Here is a 19958-nt window from a genome sequence, read left to right as displayed (position 1 = left end):
GCCGCACGTCAGAGGTTCTCGGTGTACCGTGCCGTAGTGTTCCTTCGACGACTCGAACCACGCACCGGGCGGACCGCCACCGAGGTAATCAGCTTCGCGCTGTGGCCGATCGCCATCATGACCGTGCTGCATCGAGTATTCGTCAAGGCGGTCAACGGCTACATCACCGACGACTTCCGACCCGTCTACAACGCGGCGCTGGCATTCCTCAACGGACGCCCCGTGTACACCGCCAATTTCGACTGGGTGGATCCGCACTACCTCTACCCCCCGTCCGGCACATTGCTGATGGCACCTATCGCGGTGATCGACCCGGAGAGATCTCGCTGGTTGTTCATCCTCGCGAACGCGATCGCCATTCTCATCGCCCTGTATCTGCTTCTGCGCATGTTCGGCCTGGGTTTGGACTCTATTGCGGCCCCGATCCTGTTGCTCGGCACATTTTCTTCCGAGACGGTCACGAACACGCTCGTCTTCACCAACATCAACGGCCTCGTGCTGCTCGGCGAGATCGGATTCCTCGTCTTGCTGATGAAGCGGAAGGACCTCTGGTCCGGGGCGGCGATCGGGCTGACCTTCGCGGTAAAACCGATCCTGGCCCCGCTCATGCTCCTACCACTGGTACGGGGGCAGTGGAAGGTCTTCGTCACCGCCATCGGCATCCCGGTCATCCTCACTGCCGTGGCGTGGCCGCTGTCCGCGGATCCGATGGACTTCGTGCGCCACACGCTGCCGTACCTGATGGAGTCGCGCGACTACTTCAACAGCTCGATAGTCGGCAACGGGAAGTACTACGGCCTCCCCACCGCCATGATCTGGGGACTCCGCGGCGCCTTCGCCGCCATGGTGCTCGCGTCTCTGTGGTTGCTCTACCGCTACTACCGACACGACGAACTGTTCTTCGTGGTCACCACGTCGGGCGTTCTACTGACGGCGTCGTTCCTGCTCTTGTCGCTCGGCCAGATGTACTACTCGATGATGCTGTTCCCACTCCTGATGTCAGTGGTGCTCAAGAATTCGGTGATGCGGAACTGGCCGGCGTGGCTGGCGGTATACGGGTTCATGAGTTATGACAGCTGGCTGTCGAATCGGTTCCCGGAAGCCGGTCGTACTGCCGAGTACATGAAGACCACACTCGGGTGGAGCCTGCTTCTGTTGGTGATCTTCGGCGTGCTGGGCGTCCGTTATGTCCTCGCGCGGCGTGAAGGTCGACTCGACCAGGGAATCGACCCGGCCTTCTTACTCGAACCGAACGAGAAGCACCGCACCTCCGAAACGGGCGAACAGCCCGCAGCCGAGTCGGCCGGCGACCAGCCATCGTCGAAGGCAAGCTCGGAGAAACAGCCGAGCGCCGCCAAAAGTATTAGCGTGGAACCATGACTTCGAAGCCGCAGGACGGCTCCGCGCAGTCGTCTCCGGAGATCGTCCTCTCCGACCGTGAGTGGCGCGAGAAACTGACGCCCGCAGAGTACGCGGTGCTACGCGAGGCCGGTACCGAGCGCCCCTTTGTCGGCGAGTACACCGACACGACGACGGAGGGCGTCTACCGCTGCAGGGCGTGTGACGCCGAATTGTTCCGCAGCACGGAGAAATTCGAATCCCACTGTGGTTGGCCGTCGTTCTTCGATCCCGCGGACTCGGATGCGGTCGTCCTCCGCGAGGACAATTCGCTCGGCATGAGGCGTACCGAGGTGGTCTGCGCCAGGTGTCACAGCCACCTCGGGCACGTCTTCGAGGGAGAGGGCTACCCCACCCCCACAGATCAGCGGTACTGCATCAATTCGATCTCACTGGTTCTACAGCCGACCGGCCGATGATCGTGGGAGGGTCGAACGCGCGGATCGGCGGCAATTCGCCTTCGTATCGTTCGATCTCGACGAGCACATGCTGACCCGTGCTGCCGTGGGCAAGCGATGACGTCCCCACGTCCGCAGTCAGCACGTTCGGGTTTCCGTGCACGCAGAGTGAATCGGGGTCACCTGGGTCGAGTGGGTCGTACCAGGCGCCCGTGGACAGTTGCACCACACCGCGGCGGACCCCGTCATCGACGATCACACCGGCGAGGCACGCACCGCGATCGTTGAACACGCGCGCGACGTCTCCGGTCTCGAGCATCCGGGCCTCGGCGTCGTCGGGATGGATCCGTAGCGGTTCACGGTCCCGGACCTTCGACTTCTGACTGGCGGTGCCGTGGTCGAGTTGGCTGTGCAGACGGGTGCGTGGCTGGTTGGCGATCAGGTGCAGCGGGAAGTGCTGTGCCCGACGACCTCCCAGCCATTCTTCCGGCTCGTACCAGCGAGGGTGGCCTGCACAATCTTCGTAGCCGAACCCGTCGATGTCTTCCGAGAAGATCTCGATCTTCCCACTGGGGGTGTCGAGGGGGTTGCGCTCCGGATCCGACCGGAAGTCACCGAACAGGATCAGATCGTCCTCGGTCCTCATCCGCACGTGTCCCCGAGCCCAGAACTCGTCGAAACTCGGCGCGGATACACCGTCTGCGTGGACGAAGTCCCGCCACTGACCGTACAGGTGCTCGAGCCACTGTTCGGAGGACCGAGATTCCGTGAACTTCTCACCCACCCCGAGTCTTTCGGCCAGGCCGGCGAACGTGTCGTAATCGTCTCGAGCGTCGGCGTACGACTCGACCGCGGCATGCATGGCAACGAGCAGGGGGTCGTTGCGGGTGCAACTGATGTCGTTCCGCTCGAGGGAAGTGGTGGACGGGACCACGATGTCCGCGTGTCTGGCCATCGGCGTCCAGTAGGGGTCGTGGACGACAATCGTGTCCGGCTTGGCGAGTGCACGGCGCAGTCGTCCGATGTTCTGGTGGTGGTGGAATGGATTTCCGCCCGCCCAGTACACCATCCGAATGTCGGGATACGTCAGCCGCCGGCCGTCGTAGTCGAACGATGCACCAGGGTTGAGGAGCATGTCGGAGACGGCGGCCACCGGAATGAAGTCGCTGACGGGATTGCGCCCCTGCGGAAGCGTAGGCAGTGGGTAGGGAACGGGCGCCAGCCCGGGTTCGTTCATGGAACCATAGCCGTGGCCGAACCCGCCGCCTGGAAGACCGATCTGACCCAGCATCGCCGCGAGTGTTACGCCCATCCACGGCGCCTGCTCACCATGCCGGACGCGCTGCAGGGACCACGTAACCGTCACCATCGTGCGTCCCGCCGCCATTCGCCGGGCGAGTGCCACCAGTTCCGCGGCGCCGATCCCGGAGATCCGCTCGGCCCACTTCGGTGATTTCGGTACACCGTCGGTGCGCCCGAGCAGGTACTGCTCGAAGCGGTCGTAGCCGACGCAGTGACTGTCCAGGAAGGCCGCGTCACACAGGCCTTCGGTCGCGAGGACGTAAGCGAGGGCGAGCATGATTGCGACATCGGTCCCTGGCACCGGGGTGTGCCGTTCTCCGGCTCCGTGCAGGTCGTCATGCAACGGACTGAAAGAGACGATGGACCCACCACGGCGGCGAAGCTCATCGAGCGCACCACGGGTGGGGTGATCGCTGGTGCCACCATGATTGACGCCGGTGTTCTTGAGCGGGACGCCCCCGAAACACACCATGAGATCGGTGTGCGCAGAGATGATCTTCCAGGATGTCGAGCGGGCGAACATCTTCCAGTGCGTGCCGACGACTCTCGGCATGACGACACCCGTCGCACCCAACGAGTAACTGTGGACCGAACGGGTGTAACCGCCCAGGGTGTTGAGGAACCGGTGAACCTGACTCTGGGCGTGGTGAAACCTTCCCGCACTGGCCCAGCCGTAGGAACCGCCGTAGATGGCGCTGTTGCCGTGAGTGTCTACGACCCTTCGCAATTCGTCCGCCAGGCGCTCGGTCAGCTCTTCCCACTCAACCGACACGAACTCGTCGCTGCCGCGTTCGCTGGTCGGTCCCGGACCGTTCTCGAGCCAGCCCCGACGCACTGCGGGCCCCGTGATCCGCGCCTTGTGACGAACCGACCCGGCTATGTTGCCGAGCACTGGTGACGGGTCCGCGTCGCCGGTGTGCGGGTGCGCGGCGACGACTTCACCCCCCGCCGCCTCGGCTTCGAACATGCCCCAGTGCGACATATGTTGGCGGCGGACCACCTGCTGTGCCCGGTTAGCGTCCGGCACTGTCTCGCCGATCACGGAAGAGTGGCGACAAGCTTGTCCACGTCGACCCGCGGGCCGGTGAAGAACGGCACTTCTTCGCGCACGTGCAGTCGTGCCTCGGTGGCGCGCAGATCACGCATGAGATCGACGATGCGATACAACTCGGGGGCTTCGAACGCGAGAATCCATTCGTAGTCGCCCAGCGCGAACGCCGGAACGGTGTTGGCGCGCACGTCCTTGTATCCACGAGCTGCCATACCGTGATCGGCGAGCATCTTGCGACGCTCTTCGTCCGGGAGCAGGTACCACTCGTAGGACCTGACGAACGGGTACACGCAGACGTAGTCACCGGGATCCTCGCCCGCGATGAACGAGGGGATGTGACTCTTGTTGAATTCCGCGGGTCGATGACACGCGGCGTTGCTCCATACCGGGGCGCTCGCGCGCCCGAGCGCGGTCGTACGGCGGAAATCGGAGTAGGCGGCTTGAAGCGCCTCGATGCTTCCCGAATGAGTCCAGATCATGAAGTCTGCGTCGGCACGCAGTCCGGCTACGTCATAGAGACCGCGTACCACGACACCCTTTTCTGCCTGTCCTTCGAAGAAGACCCGTGCTTCCTTGGCGACAGCTTCCCGATCGTCCCCGAGGACACCGGGTTGCACCTGGAAGACCGAGAACATGAGGTAGCGGATTTCAGAGTTCAATGCGTCGAAGTCGAGGCGTGCCATGGGTCTATGGTGCCACTCGCCCCGAGAGCCTCGCCGCGGCCGTCGTGGCAGCGGCGATGCAAGCGGGCACACCGACCCCGTGCAGCAGAGCCCCCGCCACCTCCACACCGTCGAGACCTGCCACTTCCTCTTCGATCGCCGCAACCCGGTCGAGGTGACCGGGACCGTACTGCGGTAGCCCGCCGTGCCAACGCTGCACGTGTGTAGCGACGGGCATGTCGGACACACCGGTCACGATTGCGAGGTCACGTCGGGCCGCGGCGACCAAGTCCTCGTCGGTGGCATCGACGATCCCGGCGTCGCCGAACCGCCCGAAGGACGCCCGCACCAATGTCACCCCACGTTCGGCTAGGTGTGCCCACTTGCGACTCGACAGCGTGAATGCCTTCGCTTCGAGCGTCGCGTCGGTGGCGACGAGGATCCCCGAGTTGGGTGGAACGTTCACATCGATCGGAAGTGCCAACGCAACCACCGCCGACGACGCCAGTGGGATTCTCTCGGCCGCAGCGGCGGCCTTCGGAGCGATGTCGACGAGCAAGCCGCTCAGCTGGGTGGCAGGTACGGCCAGGATCACTCCGTCCACTCGTCCTACCGGGTCCGCCCGCCAGCCTTCCCCGTCTCGCCGAAGCGAACGAATGTGTTCGGGCACGAACTCCACCGAAGCAGCCGCCGACAGCGCCTCCAGGAGGACCTCGTAGCCCCCGCGCAAGGTCCCGAACACGGGACCTGCAGTCGGAGCGGGCAGTGCGTCGGCCACGGCTGCGGACAGGCTCGTGGCACCGCGGTCGAGGGCCTCGGCCAGGGTCGGTATCGCAGCACGCACGCCGATGGTGTCTGCCAGACCTGAATAGACCCCGCCGAGAAGCGGATCCACGGACCGTCGGACCACCTGGGCACCGAACCGTTCGCCCACGAGGGCGCCAACCGACATATCCGAACCTGGGGTCCAGTCGAGGGGTAACGCCCGCTCACCCGCGATCTGCTCGAGTGCCCGTTCGTCGACGAGGCCACGGAGGCTGTCGGCGTCGGCAGGGATACCCATCAAGGTGTTCTGCGGCAGGGGGTGTAGCGAGTTCTCGGACCAGATGAGCGGATGCAGCCCCGCCGGATAGACCAATTGATCGGACAGCCCGAGTTCGTCCAGAAGAGCAGGCACCTCCGGGCGACGCGCGATGAACGCCTCCGCACCGACGTCGACGGGTCCGCCCGCCATCGTTACCGTGCGCAGCTTGCCGCCGAGTCGGGCCGCACCGTCTGCCAGAGTGATGCGGGCCGCCGCGCCGAATCTCTTCCGGAGTCGGTACGCGGCAACGAGCCCGGACACACCGCCACCGACGACGAGCAGATTCGGCGACGTCGCGGTCACAACGAGTGCACCAACTCGACGACTGCGGTCAGCACTCCCGGATCGGTGTCCGGCAAGACCCCGTGGCCGAGATTGAAGATATGACCGGTCATTCCGCCGGCAAGAGCGGAATCTGCCTCGGCGGCGATGCGGCGGACCTGCTTTTCGACGGCGGACGGCCCGGCGAACAACACGGCGGGGTCGAGGTTGCCCTGCAGCGCCTTGCCGGGGCCCACTCTGCGGGCCGCCACGTCCAGGGGAATCCGCCAGTCGACGCCCACCACGTCCGCTCCCACTTCACCCATCACGCCGAGTAGTTCACCGGTGCCGACACCGAAGTGGATGCGTGGCACCTTCGCGTTCGCCAACTCGACGAACACTCGCTCGGAATGCGGAAGAACGAATTCCCGGTAGTCGGCCAAGGACAGCGCTCCTGCCCACGAGTCGAACAGTTGTACCGCGTCGACTCCCGCTCGGATTTGGGCCTGAAGGAATGTGATGGTGGTGTCGGCCAGAGTGCCCAGCAGCGCGTGCCACGTCTTCGGGTCGGAATACATGAGCGCCTTCGTGCGCTCGTGGTTGCGGCTCGGACCACCCTCGACGAGGTAAGAGGCCAGGGTGAAGGGCGCCCCCGCGAAACCGATCAACGGCGTCGAGCCCAACTCCTCGGTGAGCAAGTGCACCGCCTGCTCGACTGCCCCAACCTCCTCTGGAACGAGGCGCGGCAGCCCGGCGACATCTGAAATCGACCGAACCGGGTTCGCGACGACCGGTCCGGTTCCCGCAACGATGTCCAGGTCTATGCCCGCAGCCTTCAGCGGCACCACAATGTCCGAGAACAGGATCGCCGCGTCGACACCGTGCCTGCGCACGGGCTGCATCGTGATCTCGCAGACGAGCGCCGGATCGAAGCACGACTCGAGCATGCCGATCCCTGCACGGATCTCGCGATACTCGGGAAGTGATCGGCCCGCCTGCCGCATGAACCACACCGGGCGGTGGCGAGGAGTACGGCCTTCCGCAGCCGCCAGGAATGGCGAATCCGACAGCACCCGTTTCGAGGCGTAAACCGCCCGCTCACTCATGCCCGCATTGGTATTTTCCAACCCGCTCATCGACCCTCGCACTCTCTGCCCAACTCTTTGTCGGCGGCTCTCATGCTGCCATGCCGGGACCTCGCCTCGGATCGGCCCCACTCGGCGCGCCTCCGACCAGATGGGTGTATCCGGGTCTACCGTCGCGGACTGTGACGACTTCGGGATCGCCCGTCGAACCGGCCGAGTTCCGCAGCGCCGTCGCCGCGATGAACTCGGCTCGAGTTCGTGCTGACATCGACATCGGCCCCACCCGGCCCCCACAGCGCCTTGCGCCGCACAGCTACGCCTTAATGGCAGAGGTCGGTCATGCCGACAGCGGTGATGTCGTCGGGCAGGGCGACAGTGACGCGTTCGGCAGATTGATCCTCCTCTTCGATCCCGAAGGCGACGAAGCCTGGAATGGAACGATGCGGCTCGTCGCCTACATTCAGGCCGACCTCGATGCTGCGGTGGCCGAGGATCCGCTTCTTCCGGAGGTGGCGTGGAGTTGGCTCGTGGACGCGCTCGAGTCACGCAACGAACCCCTCAATGCGCTCGGCGGAACCGTGACCGCGACGGCGTCGTTCCGTTACGGCGACATCGTGGGGCCTCCGAAAGCTCACCAACTGGAGTTGCGGGCCTCCTGGACTGCGACGTCGGTTGAACTGGAACCGCACGTCGAAGCATTCTGCGAGGTCCTGGCATATGCCGCAGGCCTGCCACCGGCAGGCACCGCGCAACTGCACACGCCCGGCGACCACTAGTCCGCTACGCGGACGTCGCCTCCGTGGAGGTCACCGCTGCCAGAGGCGCTGGTTTCCCTCTACGTGACCACTCGAGAAAGCGACCGACGGCACGTGTGACACCGATGCTGCGGATCGAGGGGAAGACGTCGAACGCGTGCTGCGCCCCCTGCAGCTCACCATATGCGACCGGGTTGCCGGACACCTTCCGGAACTCGTCGACGAACACCCGCGCCTCTTCGACCGGCACCAGCGAATCGCTCGTGCCATGGATCACGAAGAACGGCGGCGCGTCGGCCCGTAGATGGGACAGCGGCGATGCGGCCCTGTAGTCCTCGGGGAACCTCGCCCGTTTGCCGAAGACCATCGGCATCAGGCCCGAGCGCACGCGTTGGACAACCAGCTTGATTCCCGTATCGCCGGCGATGTCGTAGACGCCGTAGTAGGGCACGCACGCCTGCACCGAGGTGTCGACATCCTCGAATCCCGGCTGAAACCGCGCGTCCCCGGCCGTCAACGCGACCATTGCCGCAAGATGGCCACCTGCCGACCCGCCGGTCACCGCGATGAAATCGGGGTCGCCGCCGTACTCCTCGACGTTCTCCCGAAGCCAGGCAAGCGCCTGCTTGATCGCGATCAGGTGCGCCGGCCACTTCGCCCTCGGTGACAACGGGTAGTTCACGGCTGCGCAGACCCATCCCCGAGAAGCCATCTCGAGCATGAGCGGCAGTCCCTGCTGGTCTTTGTTGCCGAAAACCCATCCCCCACCGTGAATCTGCAGAAGTACGGGACTCTTCGTCGGCACATCGTGCCGGTGGTAGATGTCCAGACGAGTCCTTCGTCCGCCTGGCAGGTACGCGATGTCTCTGACCCTTGTGACCGTCTTGTCCCGCATCCAGAACGGATTGAGGAGCTGACGCCAGATGGGTCGACCCGTGCGTCCGACGGCGCCGTCGCGATCCGCGTAGCCCTCGCCGAGTGCATCGACGAGCGCCGATTCAGCTTCCCGACCGGCACCCCGTCCAGTGGCGATGACCGCGGCGAGGCCCGCCACAGATGCCCCGGCCAGCGCGAGCCCTACACGGTCGGCGCGGGTTCGTGCCCCGCGTCGGGCGGCGTGCTGGGCGGCGTCCGCGGCCGTCGCCACGAGCAGATGCGGTGCCAGTTCCGTGGTCAGCCACCCCGAAAAGAATGCGACCACCGACGCGGGCGCACCAGGCACTGGACGCAAAGCGTTGGCCGTGAGCGCTGCCCCGGCCATCTGCCGGAGAACGAAGCCTCGAATCATGCCCTCACCGTAGAACATGTTCCGATCTCTCGAATGTGCAGCCTGCGATACCGCCACGAATCGAGAACAAGAAGGCCCAGGGGTTCAAGTAGAAAATCGTGCTTTCACCACTGAATTTTCCATCGGACTGGACCATTCTCTAGAACGTGTTCTACTATTTGGGTCATGCAACGACTCAGCGGACTCGACGCATCCTTCCTCTACCTCGAAACGTCGACACAACCGCTGCATGTGTGCGGGCTCGTCGTTCTCGACGTCTCTACGATTCCGGGCGGATATTCGTTCGCCGAACTCGAGGTCGAACTCACCGCGCGCATCCGAGGCATACCGGCGTTCCGCCGAAAGTTGCAGGACTCCCGATTCAACCTCGATCATCCCGTGTGGGTCGAGGACACCGACTTCGACATCGGCAGGCATTTCCATCAAGTCGCCCTTCCGTCCCCTGGTGGCCGTGACGAGCTGGCCCGGATGTGCGGAGAGATCGCGGCGATTCAACTCGACCGCACTCGGCCCATGTGGGAGATGTGGGTGATCGAGGGGCTCGAGGACGGCTCAGTCGCTGTCATGGCGAAGATGCACCACGCTGGGGTCGACGGTGTCAGCGGCGCGAACATGATCGCCCATCTGTGCGGCTTCTCTCCGGAAGCGGCGTGGTCGAGCCCCGATGAGTCTCCGGAGAACTCGGGGGGCACAGGCCGGGCGAGCACTCTCGACATCGCCCTCGACGGACTGTTGGCGGTGGCCTCACGGCCCGCGAAGCTGCTCAGGATCCTCCCGGAGAGCCTCGCCGTACTACCTCGCTGGATGGACCGCGCCCGCCGCGGGGATGCGATGCCCGCGCCGTTCACCGCGCCGCGTACCTCTTTGAACGGAACACTGACCGGCCGCCGCAACATGGCATTCGCCCAAGTCGACCTCGCCAAGGTCAAGAAGGTGAAGGATGCCTTCGGTGTCAAAGTCAACGACGTGGTCCTCGCCATGTGCTCGGGCGCCCTGCGTCATTACCTCGAGAATCGGGGGGAGCTGCCCGACAGGTCGCTCGTCGCGGCAGTGCCTGTCTCGGTGCACGGAAAGACAGACCGTCCCGGAACCAATCAGGTATCCGTGATGTTGAGTGAACTCGGAACCCACATGGCGGACCCCGTCGAACGCCTACTGGAGATCGCAGAAGGAAACTCAACCTCCAAGGGGCACAACGACGAGCTCGGCGCGAGCCTGCTCCATGACTGGTCCCAGTTCGCGGGCCAGGCGGTGTTCGGCACCGCTATGCGCCTCTACTCGACGCTCGGTCTGGCCGAACGACATCCCGTGGTTCACAATCTGGTCATCTCCAACGTGCCCGGACCACCTGTCCCGATGTATTTCCTCGGCGCCCTGATCAAGGCCATGTATCCACTCGGTCCGATCTTCCACGGCGCGGCTCTCAACGTGACGGTGATGTCGCTCGACGGTCAGCTCAACGTCGGCCTCATGAGTTGCCCCGAACTCGCTCCGCACCTGTGGGATCTGGTCGACGCTTTTCCTGCCGCGCTCGACGAACTCCTGGAGGCCACCCAGGCCTGTGTGTGAATCCAACCTTTCATGCGGCTGCTCCGGAGGGACGTAGAGTCAGTTTCCATGCCCGAAGTCACCGACGAGAGCCCGTCACACGATCCCTACGAAGAGCAAGGCCGACTCATCACACCCTTGCTCTCTCCGAGGGACGGCGCGCCGGATGTGGTGGCCACCGCCGAGTCGGTCGAGAAAGCCGCTTCGGCACTGAACCGGGGCACCGGCCCCCTGGCGGTCGACGCCGAGCGGGCATCGGGCTTTCGGTATTCGTCGCGGGCGTACCTGGTGCAACTGCGGCGCGAGGGCGCCGGGACCATTCTCCTCGACCCGATACCCTGCGCCGATGATCTCGCCCCGCTCGCCGAGGCGATCAACCCGCTCGAGTGGATCCTGCACGCCGCCGACCAGGATTTGCCGGGCCTTGCGGAGCTGGGGCTGGCACCGGCGACCCTGTTCGACACCGAACTCGCGGGGCGCCTGGCCGGTTTCGAACGGGTCGGCCTCGCCGCGATGGTCAATCGGATGCTGGGCTTCGAACTTCGCAAGGGGCACGGAGCTGCGGACTGGTCGAAGCGTCCACTACCAGAGTCGTGGCTGAACTATGCGGCACTCGACGTCGAATTGCTCGTCGAACTACGAAACGAGATGGCCGCTGAACTCGACAAGCAGGGCAAGAGCGATTGGGCGAAGCAGGAGTTCGAGCACGTCCGACTCGGCGGGCCGCCGAGGCCTAAACCCGATCGCTGGCGGCGCACGTCACACATCACGTCGCTGAAGACGCAACGGCAACTCGCCTCCGCTCGCTCGCTGTGGCACGCAAGGGAGGACCTCGCCCGAAAACGCGACATTTCTCCTGGCAGGGTCCTGCCGGATTCGGCGATCATCGAAGCCTCGGGCAAGGATCCTCAGACCATCGCGGCCCTACGAGCCCTGCCGGTGTTCGGCGGCCCCCGTCAACGGCGACTGTCCCGAGTCTGGCTTCAGGCACTCGAAGCCGCCCGGGCGTTGCCCGACTCCGAACTCCCGACCAAGAACCCACCTTCAATGGGTCCGCCGCCGGTAAGCCGGTGGGCGCGGCACAATCCGGATGCGGCCGAGAGACTGACAGCCGCCCGAACCGCCCTCTCGGCACTTGCTGAAGACGTATCGGTTCCGGTGGAGAATCTGCTCTCGCCCGAACTCGTCCGACGGCTCTGCTGGGATTGGACGGCACCCGAGAACGGTGACTTCGAGGCCGCGATCGAGCAGGTTGTCGCTGCCGGCCGTGCGCGGCCGTGGCAACGCCGGCTGACTGTCCCCGTACTGGGAGCAGCGCTCGCCTCCACCCAACCGAAAAGCGCCGAGGGCAGCTGAATTCCGATAGCGGCGCACTGGTCGCCCGACACGGATGCTCGGTACGCTGTTGAGGTTTCCGGCAGCGCCCCGCCAAGTTACCCGCGGGTAAGGTAGGGGTAAGCTGGCCAGGAGGCCGGACACCTTGTCGTGATCCGGGACCAAACTGCTCCACCAGGAGGAATTCGCGTGGCTCCATCCACCACCAATCAACGCAACGTCGTCTTCGTCGACGGCATCCGCACGCCATTCGGCAAGGCCGGGCCCAAGGGCATCTACGCGGAGACACGTGCAGACGACCTCGTCGTGAAGACCATCCGCGAACTGCTTCGCCGCAATCAGCAACTAGATCCTGCTCGTATCGACGAGGTCGCCGTTGCCGCGACCACGCAGACAGGCGACCAGGGTCTGACCATCGGCCGCACGGCCGGGATCCTCGCCGGACTCCCCGAAACAGTGCCGGGTTACGCTGTCGACCGCATGTGCGCCGGCGCTATGACATCCGTAACCACCACCGCGTCCGGAATCGGATTCGGCCAGTACGATGTGGCGATCGCAGGCGGCGTCGAACACATGGGCCGCCACCCGATGGGCGAAGGCGCAGACCCGAACCCCCGGTTCCTCGCCGATCGTCTCGTCGACCCCAGCGCGCTCGTCATGGGCAATACAGCCGAGAACCTCCACGACCGGTTCCCGAGCATCACCAAGGACCGTACCGACGCGTACGCGGTAGCGAGCCAAAACAAGTACGAGGAAGCACGCAAGGCCGGCTTCATCGCCGACACCATCGTCCCCGTCGCCACCCGATCCGCCACCGGCTGGGGTCTGGCCACCGAGGACGAGCCGCCGCGCCCTGGAACGACCATCGAGGACCTTGCCAAGCTCAAGACTCCCTTCCGCCCTGCTGGCCGGATCACCGCCGGTAATGCCGCAGGCCTCAACGACGGCGCCACCGCCGCACTCCTCGCCGGCGAGGACACGGCCACCGAACTCGGGCTACCGATCGGTATGCGCATGGTCGGATTCGCATTCCAGGGCGTCGACCCCGCCGTGATGGGGATCGGCCCGGTGCCTGCCACCGAGAAGGTGCTTGCCCGTACCGGTCTGAAGATCGAGGACATCGGACTGTTCGAGATCAACGAGGCATTCGCGGTTCAGGTTCTCGCCTTCCTGGAGCACTACGGCATCGCCGATGACGATCCGCGGGTCAACCAGTGGGGCGGGGCCATCGCATGCGGCCACCCCCTGGCGTCCTCGGGCGTACGCCTGATGACCCAGCTTTCCCGCCAGTTCGCCCAGCGTCCTGACGTCCGCTACGGCCTGACCACGATGTGCATCGGTCTGGGTATGGGTGGAACGGTCATCTGGGAAAACCCGATTTTTGACGGAGCGAAGTAAATGACTTCTATCGCAACAGCGTTCGCCGACGAGGTCGTGACGAACGCATACACCAAGATCGTCGCGGTTCCGAACATCGAAGGACCGGTCGCGCTGATCACCCTCGACAACGGTTTCGATCACACCAAGCCGTCGTCATTCGGCCCCGGCGGTCTGGTCGCTCTCGACGCCGCACTGGACGAGGCGTTCGCCGCCAACCCGGTAGCGATCGCGATCACCGGCAAGCCGTTCATCTTCGCGGCCGGAGCGGACCTCAAAGGTGTCCCCAGCATCACCGACCGCGACCAGGCGCTCGAACTCGGTCGCCTCGGCCACAAGGTGTTCCGCCGCCTGCGCGAGTCCTCGGTGCCGACGTTCGCGTTCGTCAACGGGGTCGCACTCGGCGGCGGGCTCGAAGTCGCGCTGCACAGCCAATACCGGACAGCTTCCGAAAGTGCGGGCGCGCTCGGCCTCCCCGAGACGTTCCTCGGACTGGTTCCCGGCTGGGGTGGAACACAGTTGCTCCCCAACCTCGTCGGTCCCTCGAATGCTGTCACCATCGTCATCGAGAACGCGCTGAACCAGAACAAGACGCTCAGCCCGAAGAAGGCCCTCGAACTCGGCGTCGTCGACGCGGTGTTCAGCTCGGCCGACTTCCTCGAGCAGTCCTTCGCCTGGGCCGCAAAAGTTCTCGCGGGAGAGATCACCCCGGATCGCCCCGAGATCGACCGGGGGCAGGGCTGGGACGAAGCCGTCGCACGCGCGAAGGCAATTGTCGCGGGCAAGACCAATAACAACGCCCCTGGACCGGTACGAGCCGTCGAACTCCTCGAACTTGCGCGGACAATCGACCTCACCGACCCCGCATCCCTCGACAAGGGCTTCGCCGCCGAGGACGAGGCTCTCGCCGACTTGCTGCTCGCCGACGAGTTGCGCGCAGGCCTGTACGCGTTCGACCTCGTGAACAAGCGCGCCAAGCGCCCCGCAGGCGCACCGGACAAGTCGTTGGCACGCAAGGTCACCGGCGTCGGCATCATCGGAGCCGGCCTGATGGCGAGCCAGCTCGCGATGCTGTTCGTCCGCCAGTTGAAGGTGCCGGTCATCCTCACCGACATCGATCAAGAGCGGATCGACAAGGGTGTCGCGTACGTTCACAGTGAGATCGACAAACTGCAGGGCAAGGGCAGGCTCTCCCCCGACGCCGCGAACCGCCTCAAGAGCCTCGTGTCCGGTTCACTGGACAAGGCTGCGTTCGCGAACACCGACTTCGTGATCGAGGCAGTGTTCGAGAACCTGGACCTGAAGAAGAAGATTTTCGCGGAACTCGAGGAGTACATCTCCCCCGAGACCATCCTGGCGACCAACACGTCCTCGCTGTCGATCACCAAGATGGCCGCAGATCTGAAGCACCCCGAGCGTGTTGTCGGCTTCCACTTCTTCAACCCGGTCGCCGTGCTCCCACTGCTCGAGATCATCAAGGGCGAGAAGACCGACGACGCTGCGCTGGCAACGGCTTTCGCGACCGCGAAGTCGATCAAGAAGTCCGCCGTGCTGTGTGGTGACAAGGCAGGCTTCGTCTTCAACCGGCTCGTAACCCGCACCCTGGGCGAGGTCATGTCCGCGGTGGACGAGGGCACGCCGTTCGACGTGGCCGACACCGCAATCACCGAACTCGGCATGCCGATGACGCCGTTCACCCTGCTGGCCCTCGTCGGCCCGGCCGTGGCGCTGCACACCGGTGAGACTCTCCAGGAGGCCTACCCGAAGCGGTTCACGAGTTCACCTGGACTCGAGGCCCTGGTCGAGGCCAAGAAGTCAGCCGTGTGGAGCTACGACGCCAACGGCAAGCAGGTCGTCGACCCCGAGGTCGCGGCACTGTGGAAGCAGGGCGACAAGCCGTCCACGGCGGAGGAGGTCCTCGAACGCACTCGTCGCGCGTTCGCCGAGGAGATCCAGATCATGCTCGACGAGGGTGTTGTCGCCGCGGCCGAGGACATCGACCTCTGCCTCATCCTCGGTGGCGGGTTCGGATTCTGGAACGGCGGCATCACGCCGTACCTGGACCGCACCGGCACGTCTGAGGCCGTCAACGGAAAGCGGTTCCTTGCTCCCGGTGTCGCGAGTGTGAAGTAGCGACTGGGCCAAATAACGGGCGCGGCACGGGATCTCGTGCCGCGCCCGTTCACGTTTCAACGACCATCGCTGGGTCTTGAAACGAAAAGAATGCCCATCGGTGGGCATCACACTGCAGCACCGCGCCCTACTCGGGCTCCGTCTTCACCCTGGATCCCTTGTGCCCCAGGGACTCGAGTGACTCGATCTCCTACCCGGCACCATCGCACCGCCCTCTCGGGGACGCCGAGCACGACAACCGGATCTCACTCGACCCCTGAACGAGCGGGCCGGAGAACAGGCACCATCCGGCGAGCGCAACAACTGGCTCCCTAGCCGCCATCCGCTCCTCGAGCGATATCCTTGATCTGAGTAACAACTTCGCCCGTCATCGTCACGACCGCGCGTCGCGATCTCACGACACCGCCGGTAGCCAAGCGCATGTGGAGCAGCGTTCGACGAGTCGATTGATCCTCACAGTATTTTCGATTTCAAGTTTTCGATTTCAACACTCTCCAACAAAGCCAAAAAAAGGCAAAAAGACATAACCGGACAAAAAAACTCACAATAACAAACAAAAAAAGTTTAGTTAACCTATCGGTGAATCGGCGCTTCGGGCGTAGGGTGATCTCCGGACCAACCTCTTTCGCTCCCCTAAGTAGGAACGCTTATCGAAATCAGGTCTGCGATGACACAATCTGAAGTATCAACTGCACACACTGCCAAAGTCATTGGTGTCAGCGTCGCGGCTGCCGTGGGCGGCTTTCTCTTCGGTTTCGACAGTGCGGTCATCAACGGTGCCGTCGATGCCATTCAGGGGCATTTCGATCTCGGATCGTTTGGCCTAGGCATCTCCGTAGCGATCACTCTCCTCGGATGTGCCGCCGGCGCGTGGTTCGCAGGCCGCATCGCCGACCGTTTGGGTCGCAAGAGAGTGATGCTGCTCGGTTCAGCGCTCTTCACCGTTTCCGCGCTCGGGTCGGGACTCGCCGTAACCGTGTTCGACTTGATGGCGTGGCGCGTCATCGGCGGAGTCGGCATCGGTATCGCATCCGTTATCGCACCTACGTATATCGCCGAGATCGCACCCGCTCGCTACCGTGGTGCACTTGCCTCGCTCCAACAACTGGCCCTCACGATCGGCATCTTCGCTGCCCTGCTGTCGAATGCAGTACTGGCGAACTTCGCGTCTGGCGCGGCAAACGAATTGTGGTTCGGCCTGCAGGCCTGGCGATGGATGTTCCTCGTCGAATTCATACCTGCGGCCGCCTACGGCATTCTGGCCGTTCTCATTCCCGAATCTCCCCGCTACCTGGTCGAAAGGTTCCGCGACCAGGAGGCTGTCGAAGTCCTCCTGACCTACACCGGCGACCACGATCCCCAGGAACGGGTCCGGGAGATCCGGCATACCCTGCACCACGAGAGGCCTACCTCGTTCGCGGACATTCGTGGCTCGACGTTCGGGCTGAACCGCCTGGTCTGGATCGGAATCGGTTTGGCGGCGTTCCAGCAATTGGTGGGCATCAACGCGATCTTCTACTACTCCACCACGCTGTGGAGGTCCGTGGGGTTCACCGAGAGCCAGTCCTTCATAACATCGGTGATCACCTCGGTGATCAACGTAACCATGACATTCGTCGCCATCTTGTTCGTCGACCGGTTCGGCCGTCGGAATCTGATGATGATCGGCTCTCTCGGAATGTTTGTGAGCCTGCTGTTTACCGCGATCGCATTCTCGCAGGCGACGGGAAGCGGCGACAACGTCCAGCTCGCCAATCCGTGGGGCGCGATTGCGCTCGCCGGCGCCAACCTCTTCGTCGTCTTCTTTGCCGCCACTTGGGGGCCTGTCATGTGGGTGCTGTTGGCCGAGATGTTCCCGAACGACATGCGCACGGTGGCCATGGGGACCGCCGCAATGGCCAACTGGCTCACGAATTTCGTAGTGACTCTGTTCGTTCCGGTAATGACCCAGTCGGTCGGTCTGTGGATCCTCTACGGTCTGTTCGCCTTCTTCGCCCTCATGTCGTTCTTCTTCATTCGGTCCAAGCTTCCGGAGACAACGGGCAAGGAACTCGAGGAAATGGAAGCGTGATCCGATCCGGCCGAATCACATGTGGTTCGGCCGGAGCCAGTCGGCGAGGATTCAGCTTTGACGGCCGCTCTTCTCGACGCGCGCGGGACGCTCATCCGCGTCGACGCCGGAAGGCAGCGTTGGGTGTAAGTTCCCCAGGCCGACAACCCATCCCGTGATCTGCCGGGCGACGTCCTGGGCGGTGAGGCCCAATTCGGCGTGGATCTCTGAGCGGGATGCGTGGTCCAGGAACTGTTGTGGGACACCGAGATCACGGCAGGGAACATCCACCCCGGCCGATCGCAACGCAGATGAGACGGTGGAACCGATGCCGCCGTGCAGGCCACTGTCCTCGACAGTGACGACCATGCTGTAGTCCGAGGCTAGTTTCACAAGCGACTCCGGTACCGGGAGGACCCAGCGCGGGTCGACAACGGTCGCGCAGATACCCTGGTCCTCCAGACGGTCAGCAGCGGCGAGTGCGAGACCGGCGAACACACCAACCGACACAATCAGGACGTCTTTCGGCCCGGACGGTGCGCGGAGAACGTCGACGACGCCGTCCATTCGGCTCACCGCGGGCACGACATCGCCGACTGCACCCTTCGGGAAGCGCAGTGCGGTCGGTCCTTGAACGCTCAGTGCCTCGATCAACTCCTCGCGGAGGGTGGCTGCGTCGCGAGGAGCCGCGACCTGCATACCGGGGATTATGCCCAGCATGGACATGTCCCACATGCCGTTGTGGCTGGCCCCATCGCTGCCGGTGATACCTGCCCGGTCGAGAACGAAGGTGACGGGCAACTTCAGCAAGGCCACGTCCATCAGCACCTGGTCGAACGCGCGGTTGAGGAAGGTCGAGTAGATCGCGACCACCGGATGCATTCCGGCAAGCGCGAGTCCCGCCGCAGAGGTGACGGCATGCTGCTCGGCGATCCCGACATCGAACATCCGGTCTGGGTATTTTTCGCCGAAAGCGGCAAGCCCGGTCGGCCCCGCCATGGCCGCGGTGATTGCCACGATGTCCTGCCGCTGACCGGCCTGCTCGATCAATTCGCCGGAGAATACCGACGTCCAATCGGTCGACGCAGTTCCGGTCGACTTTCCAGTCGCAGGATCGATCACGCCGGTCGAGTGCATCTGATCGGCCACGTGGTTCTCGGCAGGCGCATAGCCCATACCCTTGCGGGTGACGGCATGAACGACGACAGGTCCGCCGAACGCCTTCGCACGCCGCAGCGCGGACTCGAGCGCAACCTCGTCGTGGCCGTCGACCGGTCCGAAGTACTTGATCCCGAGATCGGTGAACATCACCTGCGGAGCGACGGCATCCTTGAGTCCGGCCTTTACTGCGTGCAGCACCGAATAGGCGGGCCGTCCGACCCAAGGGAGCTTCTCGAGCATCCTGCGACCGCCGTCGAGGATCCGCTCGTAAGAGGGTTTGAGACGCAGCGTGGCGAGGTGGTCCGCGAGGCCACCGATCGTCGGGGCGTACGAGCGGCCGTTGTCGTTGACGACGATAACCACCGAACGGTCCCTGCCAGCCGCAATGTTGTTCAGGGCCTCCCAGCACATTCCACCGGTCAGGGCGCCGTCGCCCACGATGGCAACCACGTGCCGCGACTGGCCGGTGAGCTCGAACGCCTTCGCCAGGCCGTCCGCGTAGGACAGTGATGCCGAGGCGTGCGAAGACTCGACCCAGTCGTGATCGCTCTCGGCCCGACACGGGTAGCCGGAGAGCCCGCCCCGCTTGCGGAGCGAATCGAAGTCGTCCTTGCGCCCGGTAAGGATCTTGTGGACGTACGCCTGGTGACCAGTGTCGAAGATGATCGGGTCTGTTGGCGACTCGAATACACGGTGTACCGCGAGTGTCAACTCGACCACACCGAGATTCGGTCCCAAATGCCCGCCGGTCGCCGAGACCTTCTGCACGAGGAACTCACGGATCTCCTCGGCAAGCTGCCTCATCTCCGCTGGATTCAGCTGACGAAGATCGTCAGGCGTCTGGATACGGGCAAGAACACCCAACGAGATCGCTCCCTCCGTCATGCACGCTGCCTTACGTGCCACTGCCACGCGGTTCCTTCACGTGACAGTGAACCCAGTGTACGGAGGCGCAGACCTACCCGATACACGGTGTGGCCCGGTAGGACCCTGCCGCGACGATTCTCCTAGGGTATTGCCGCCACCGTCGTGACTGGCTTCACAAGATTACCGCGACAGCCGGCTTCACC

At 64.3% G+C, this 19958-nt stretch carries 14 protein-coding genes; 8 read left to right on the top strand and 6 right to left on the bottom strand.

From position 1 onward, the window contains the following. The first annotated feature begins 36 nt into the window (after nucleotides 1–36). Entirely contained in the window at nucleotides 37–1380 is a 1344-nt protein-coding gene (locus AB0I57_RS07385) for a glycosyltransferase family 87 protein (RefSeq protein ID WP_358331910.1), read from the top strand. After that, nucleotides 1377–1817 (top strand): peptide-methionine (R)-S-oxide reductase MsrB, encoded by a 441-nt coding sequence (msrB, locus tag AB0I57_RS07380; protein ID WP_358331907.1) that lies wholly within the window; start codon nucleotides 1377–1379, stop codon nucleotides 1815–1817. Before AB0I57_RS07385 ends, msrB begins: the two co-directional genes overlap by 4 nt. Here the strand turns inward: msrB and AB0I57_RS07375 are convergent. Genes AB0I57_RS07375 through hemE form a run of 4 tightly spaced genes read right to left on the bottom strand, consistent with a single transcriptional unit; the run spans nucleotide 1777 to nucleotide 7262 of the window. Then, nucleotides 1777–4080 (bottom strand): molybdopterin-dependent oxidoreductase, encoded by a 2304-nt coding sequence (locus AB0I57_RS07375; RefSeq protein ID WP_358333279.1) that lies wholly within the window; start codon nucleotides 4078–4080, stop codon nucleotides 1777–1779. The two genes, msrB and AB0I57_RS07375, sit on opposite strands and share 41 nt — an antisense overlap. 56 nt (nucleotides 4081–4136) lie before the next feature. After that, nucleotides 4137–4832 carry a hydrogen peroxide-dependent heme synthase gene (hemQ, locus tag AB0I57_RS07370; RefSeq protein ID WP_358331904.1) on the bottom strand — a complete coding sequence of 232 codons (696 nt, stop codon included), beginning with the start codon at nucleotides 4830–4832 and terminating at the stop codon, nucleotides 4137–4139. A 4-nt stretch (nucleotides 4833–4836) separates the two neighbouring features. After that, nucleotides 4837–6198, bottom strand: coding sequence for a protoporphyrinogen oxidase (locus AB0I57_RS07365; RefSeq protein WP_358331901.1), 1362 nt, complete (start codon nucleotides 6196–6198; stop codon nucleotides 4837–4839). Continuing rightward, nucleotides 6195–7262 (bottom strand): uroporphyrinogen decarboxylase, encoded by a 1068-nt coding sequence (gene hemE / locus AB0I57_RS07360; RefSeq protein WP_358331898.1) that lies wholly within the window; start codon nucleotides 7260–7262, stop codon nucleotides 6195–6197. Before hemE ends, AB0I57_RS07365 begins: the two co-directional genes overlap by 4 nt. A gap of 161 nt (nucleotides 7263–7423) precedes the next feature. Between hemE and AB0I57_RS07355 the strand changes: the two genes are divergently transcribed. Continuing rightward, nucleotides 7424–8017 carry a DUF3000 domain-containing protein gene (locus tag AB0I57_RS07355; protein WP_358331895.1) on the top strand — a complete coding sequence of 198 codons (594 nt, stop codon included), beginning with the start codon at nucleotides 7424–7426 and terminating at the stop codon, nucleotides 8015–8017. 4 nt (nucleotides 8018–8021) lie between these two features. Here the strand turns inward: AB0I57_RS07355 and AB0I57_RS07350 are convergent, their stop codons facing one another. Beyond that, a complete protein-coding gene (locus AB0I57_RS07350; protein ID WP_358331892.1) occupies nucleotides 8022–9284 on the bottom strand; it encodes an alpha/beta hydrolase in 1263 nt (420 codons plus the stop codon). Nucleotides 9285–9449: 165 nt separating this feature from the next. On the opposite strand from AB0I57_RS07350, the gene AB0I57_RS07345 reads away from it, so the two are divergent. The 5 genes from AB0I57_RS07345 to AB0I57_RS07325 all read left to right on the top strand — a co-directional run bounded on the left by AB0I57_RS07345 (nucleotide 9450) and on the right by AB0I57_RS07325 (nucleotide 17748). Then, the gene (locus tag AB0I57_RS07345) at nucleotides 9450–10853 is read left to right on the top strand and encodes a wax ester/triacylglycerol synthase family O-acyltransferase (protein ID WP_358331888.1); all 1404 of its coding nucleotides are present in this window, start codon (nucleotides 9450–9452) and stop codon (nucleotides 10851–10853) included. Between the two features lie 48 nt (nucleotides 10854–10901). Further along, nucleotides 10902–12188 (top strand): ribonuclease D, encoded by a 1287-nt coding sequence (locus AB0I57_RS07340; RefSeq protein WP_358331885.1) that lies wholly within the window; start codon nucleotides 10902–10904, stop codon nucleotides 12186–12188. Nucleotides 12189–12356: 168 nt separating this feature from the next. Beyond that, on the top strand, nucleotides 12357–13565 hold the full coding sequence (locus tag AB0I57_RS07335) for a thiolase family protein (RefSeq protein ID WP_358331882.1): 1209 nt from the start codon (nucleotides 12357–12359) through the stop codon (nucleotides 13563–13565). Beyond that, nucleotides 13566–15677, top strand: coding sequence for a 3-hydroxyacyl-CoA dehydrogenase NAD-binding domain-containing protein (locus AB0I57_RS07330; RefSeq protein WP_358331879.1), 2112 nt, complete (start codon nucleotides 13566–13568; stop codon nucleotides 15675–15677). Between the two features lie 667 nt (nucleotides 15678–16344). After that, nucleotides 16345–17748 carry a sugar porter family MFS transporter gene (locus AB0I57_RS07325; RefSeq protein ID WP_358331876.1) on the top strand — a complete coding sequence of 468 codons (1404 nt, stop codon included), beginning with the start codon at nucleotides 16345–16347 and terminating at the stop codon, nucleotides 17746–17748. A 51-nt stretch (nucleotides 17749–17799) separates the two neighbouring features. Here the strand turns inward: AB0I57_RS07325 and dxs are convergent, their stop codons facing one another. Next, on the bottom strand, nucleotides 17800–19773 hold the full coding sequence (gene dxs / locus AB0I57_RS07320) for a 1-deoxy-D-xylulose-5-phosphate synthase (protein ID WP_358333276.1): 1974 nt from the start codon (nucleotides 19771–19773) through the stop codon (nucleotides 17800–17802). Nucleotides 19774–19958: the final 185 nt, after the last annotated feature.

This window comes from Rhodococcus sp. NPDC049939, from assembly GCF_040656415.1.
Classification (GTDB): domain Bacteria; phylum Actinomycetota; class Actinomycetes; order Mycobacteriales; family Mycobacteriaceae; genus Rhodococcus_F.
This window is presented reverse-complemented; position numbering and strand designations above follow the sequence as displayed.

Coding starts and splice junctions, on each gene's coding strand:
- msrB (WP_358331907.1), top strand. CDS start 1,377: ATGACTTCGAAGCCGCAGGACGGCTCCGCGCAGTCGTCTCCGGAGATC.
- AB0I57_RS07375 (WP_358333279.1), bottom strand. CDS start 4,080: ATGTCGCACTGGGGCATGTTCGAAGCCGAGGCGGCGGGGGGTGAAGTC.
- hemQ (WP_358331904.1), bottom strand. CDS start 4,832: ATGGCACGCCTCGACTTCGACGCATTGAACTCTGAAATCCGCTACCTC.
- hemE (WP_358331898.1), bottom strand. CDS start 7,262: ATGAGTGAGCGGGCGGTTTACGCCTCGAAACGGGTGCTGTCGGATTCG.
- AB0I57_RS07350 (WP_358331892.1), bottom strand. CDS start 9,284: ATGATTCGAGGCTTCGTTCTCCGGCAGATGGCCGGGGCAGCGCTCACG.
- AB0I57_RS07345 (WP_358331888.1), top strand. CDS start 9,450: ATGCAACGACTCAGCGGACTCGACGCATCCTTCCTCTACCTCGAAACG.
- AB0I57_RS07340 (WP_358331885.1), top strand. CDS start 10,902: ATGCCCGAAGTCACCGACGAGAGCCCGTCACACGATCCCTACGAAGAG.
- AB0I57_RS07330 (WP_358331879.1), top strand. CDS start 13,566: ATGACTTCTATCGCAACAGCGTTCGCCGACGAGGTCGTGACGAACGCA.
- AB0I57_RS07325 (WP_358331876.1), top strand. CDS start 16,345: ATGACACAATCTGAAGTATCAACTGCACACACTGCCAAAGTCATTGGT.
- dxs (WP_358333276.1), bottom strand. CDS start 19,773: ATGACGGAGGGAGCGATCTCGTTGGGTGTTCTTGCCCGTATCCAGACG.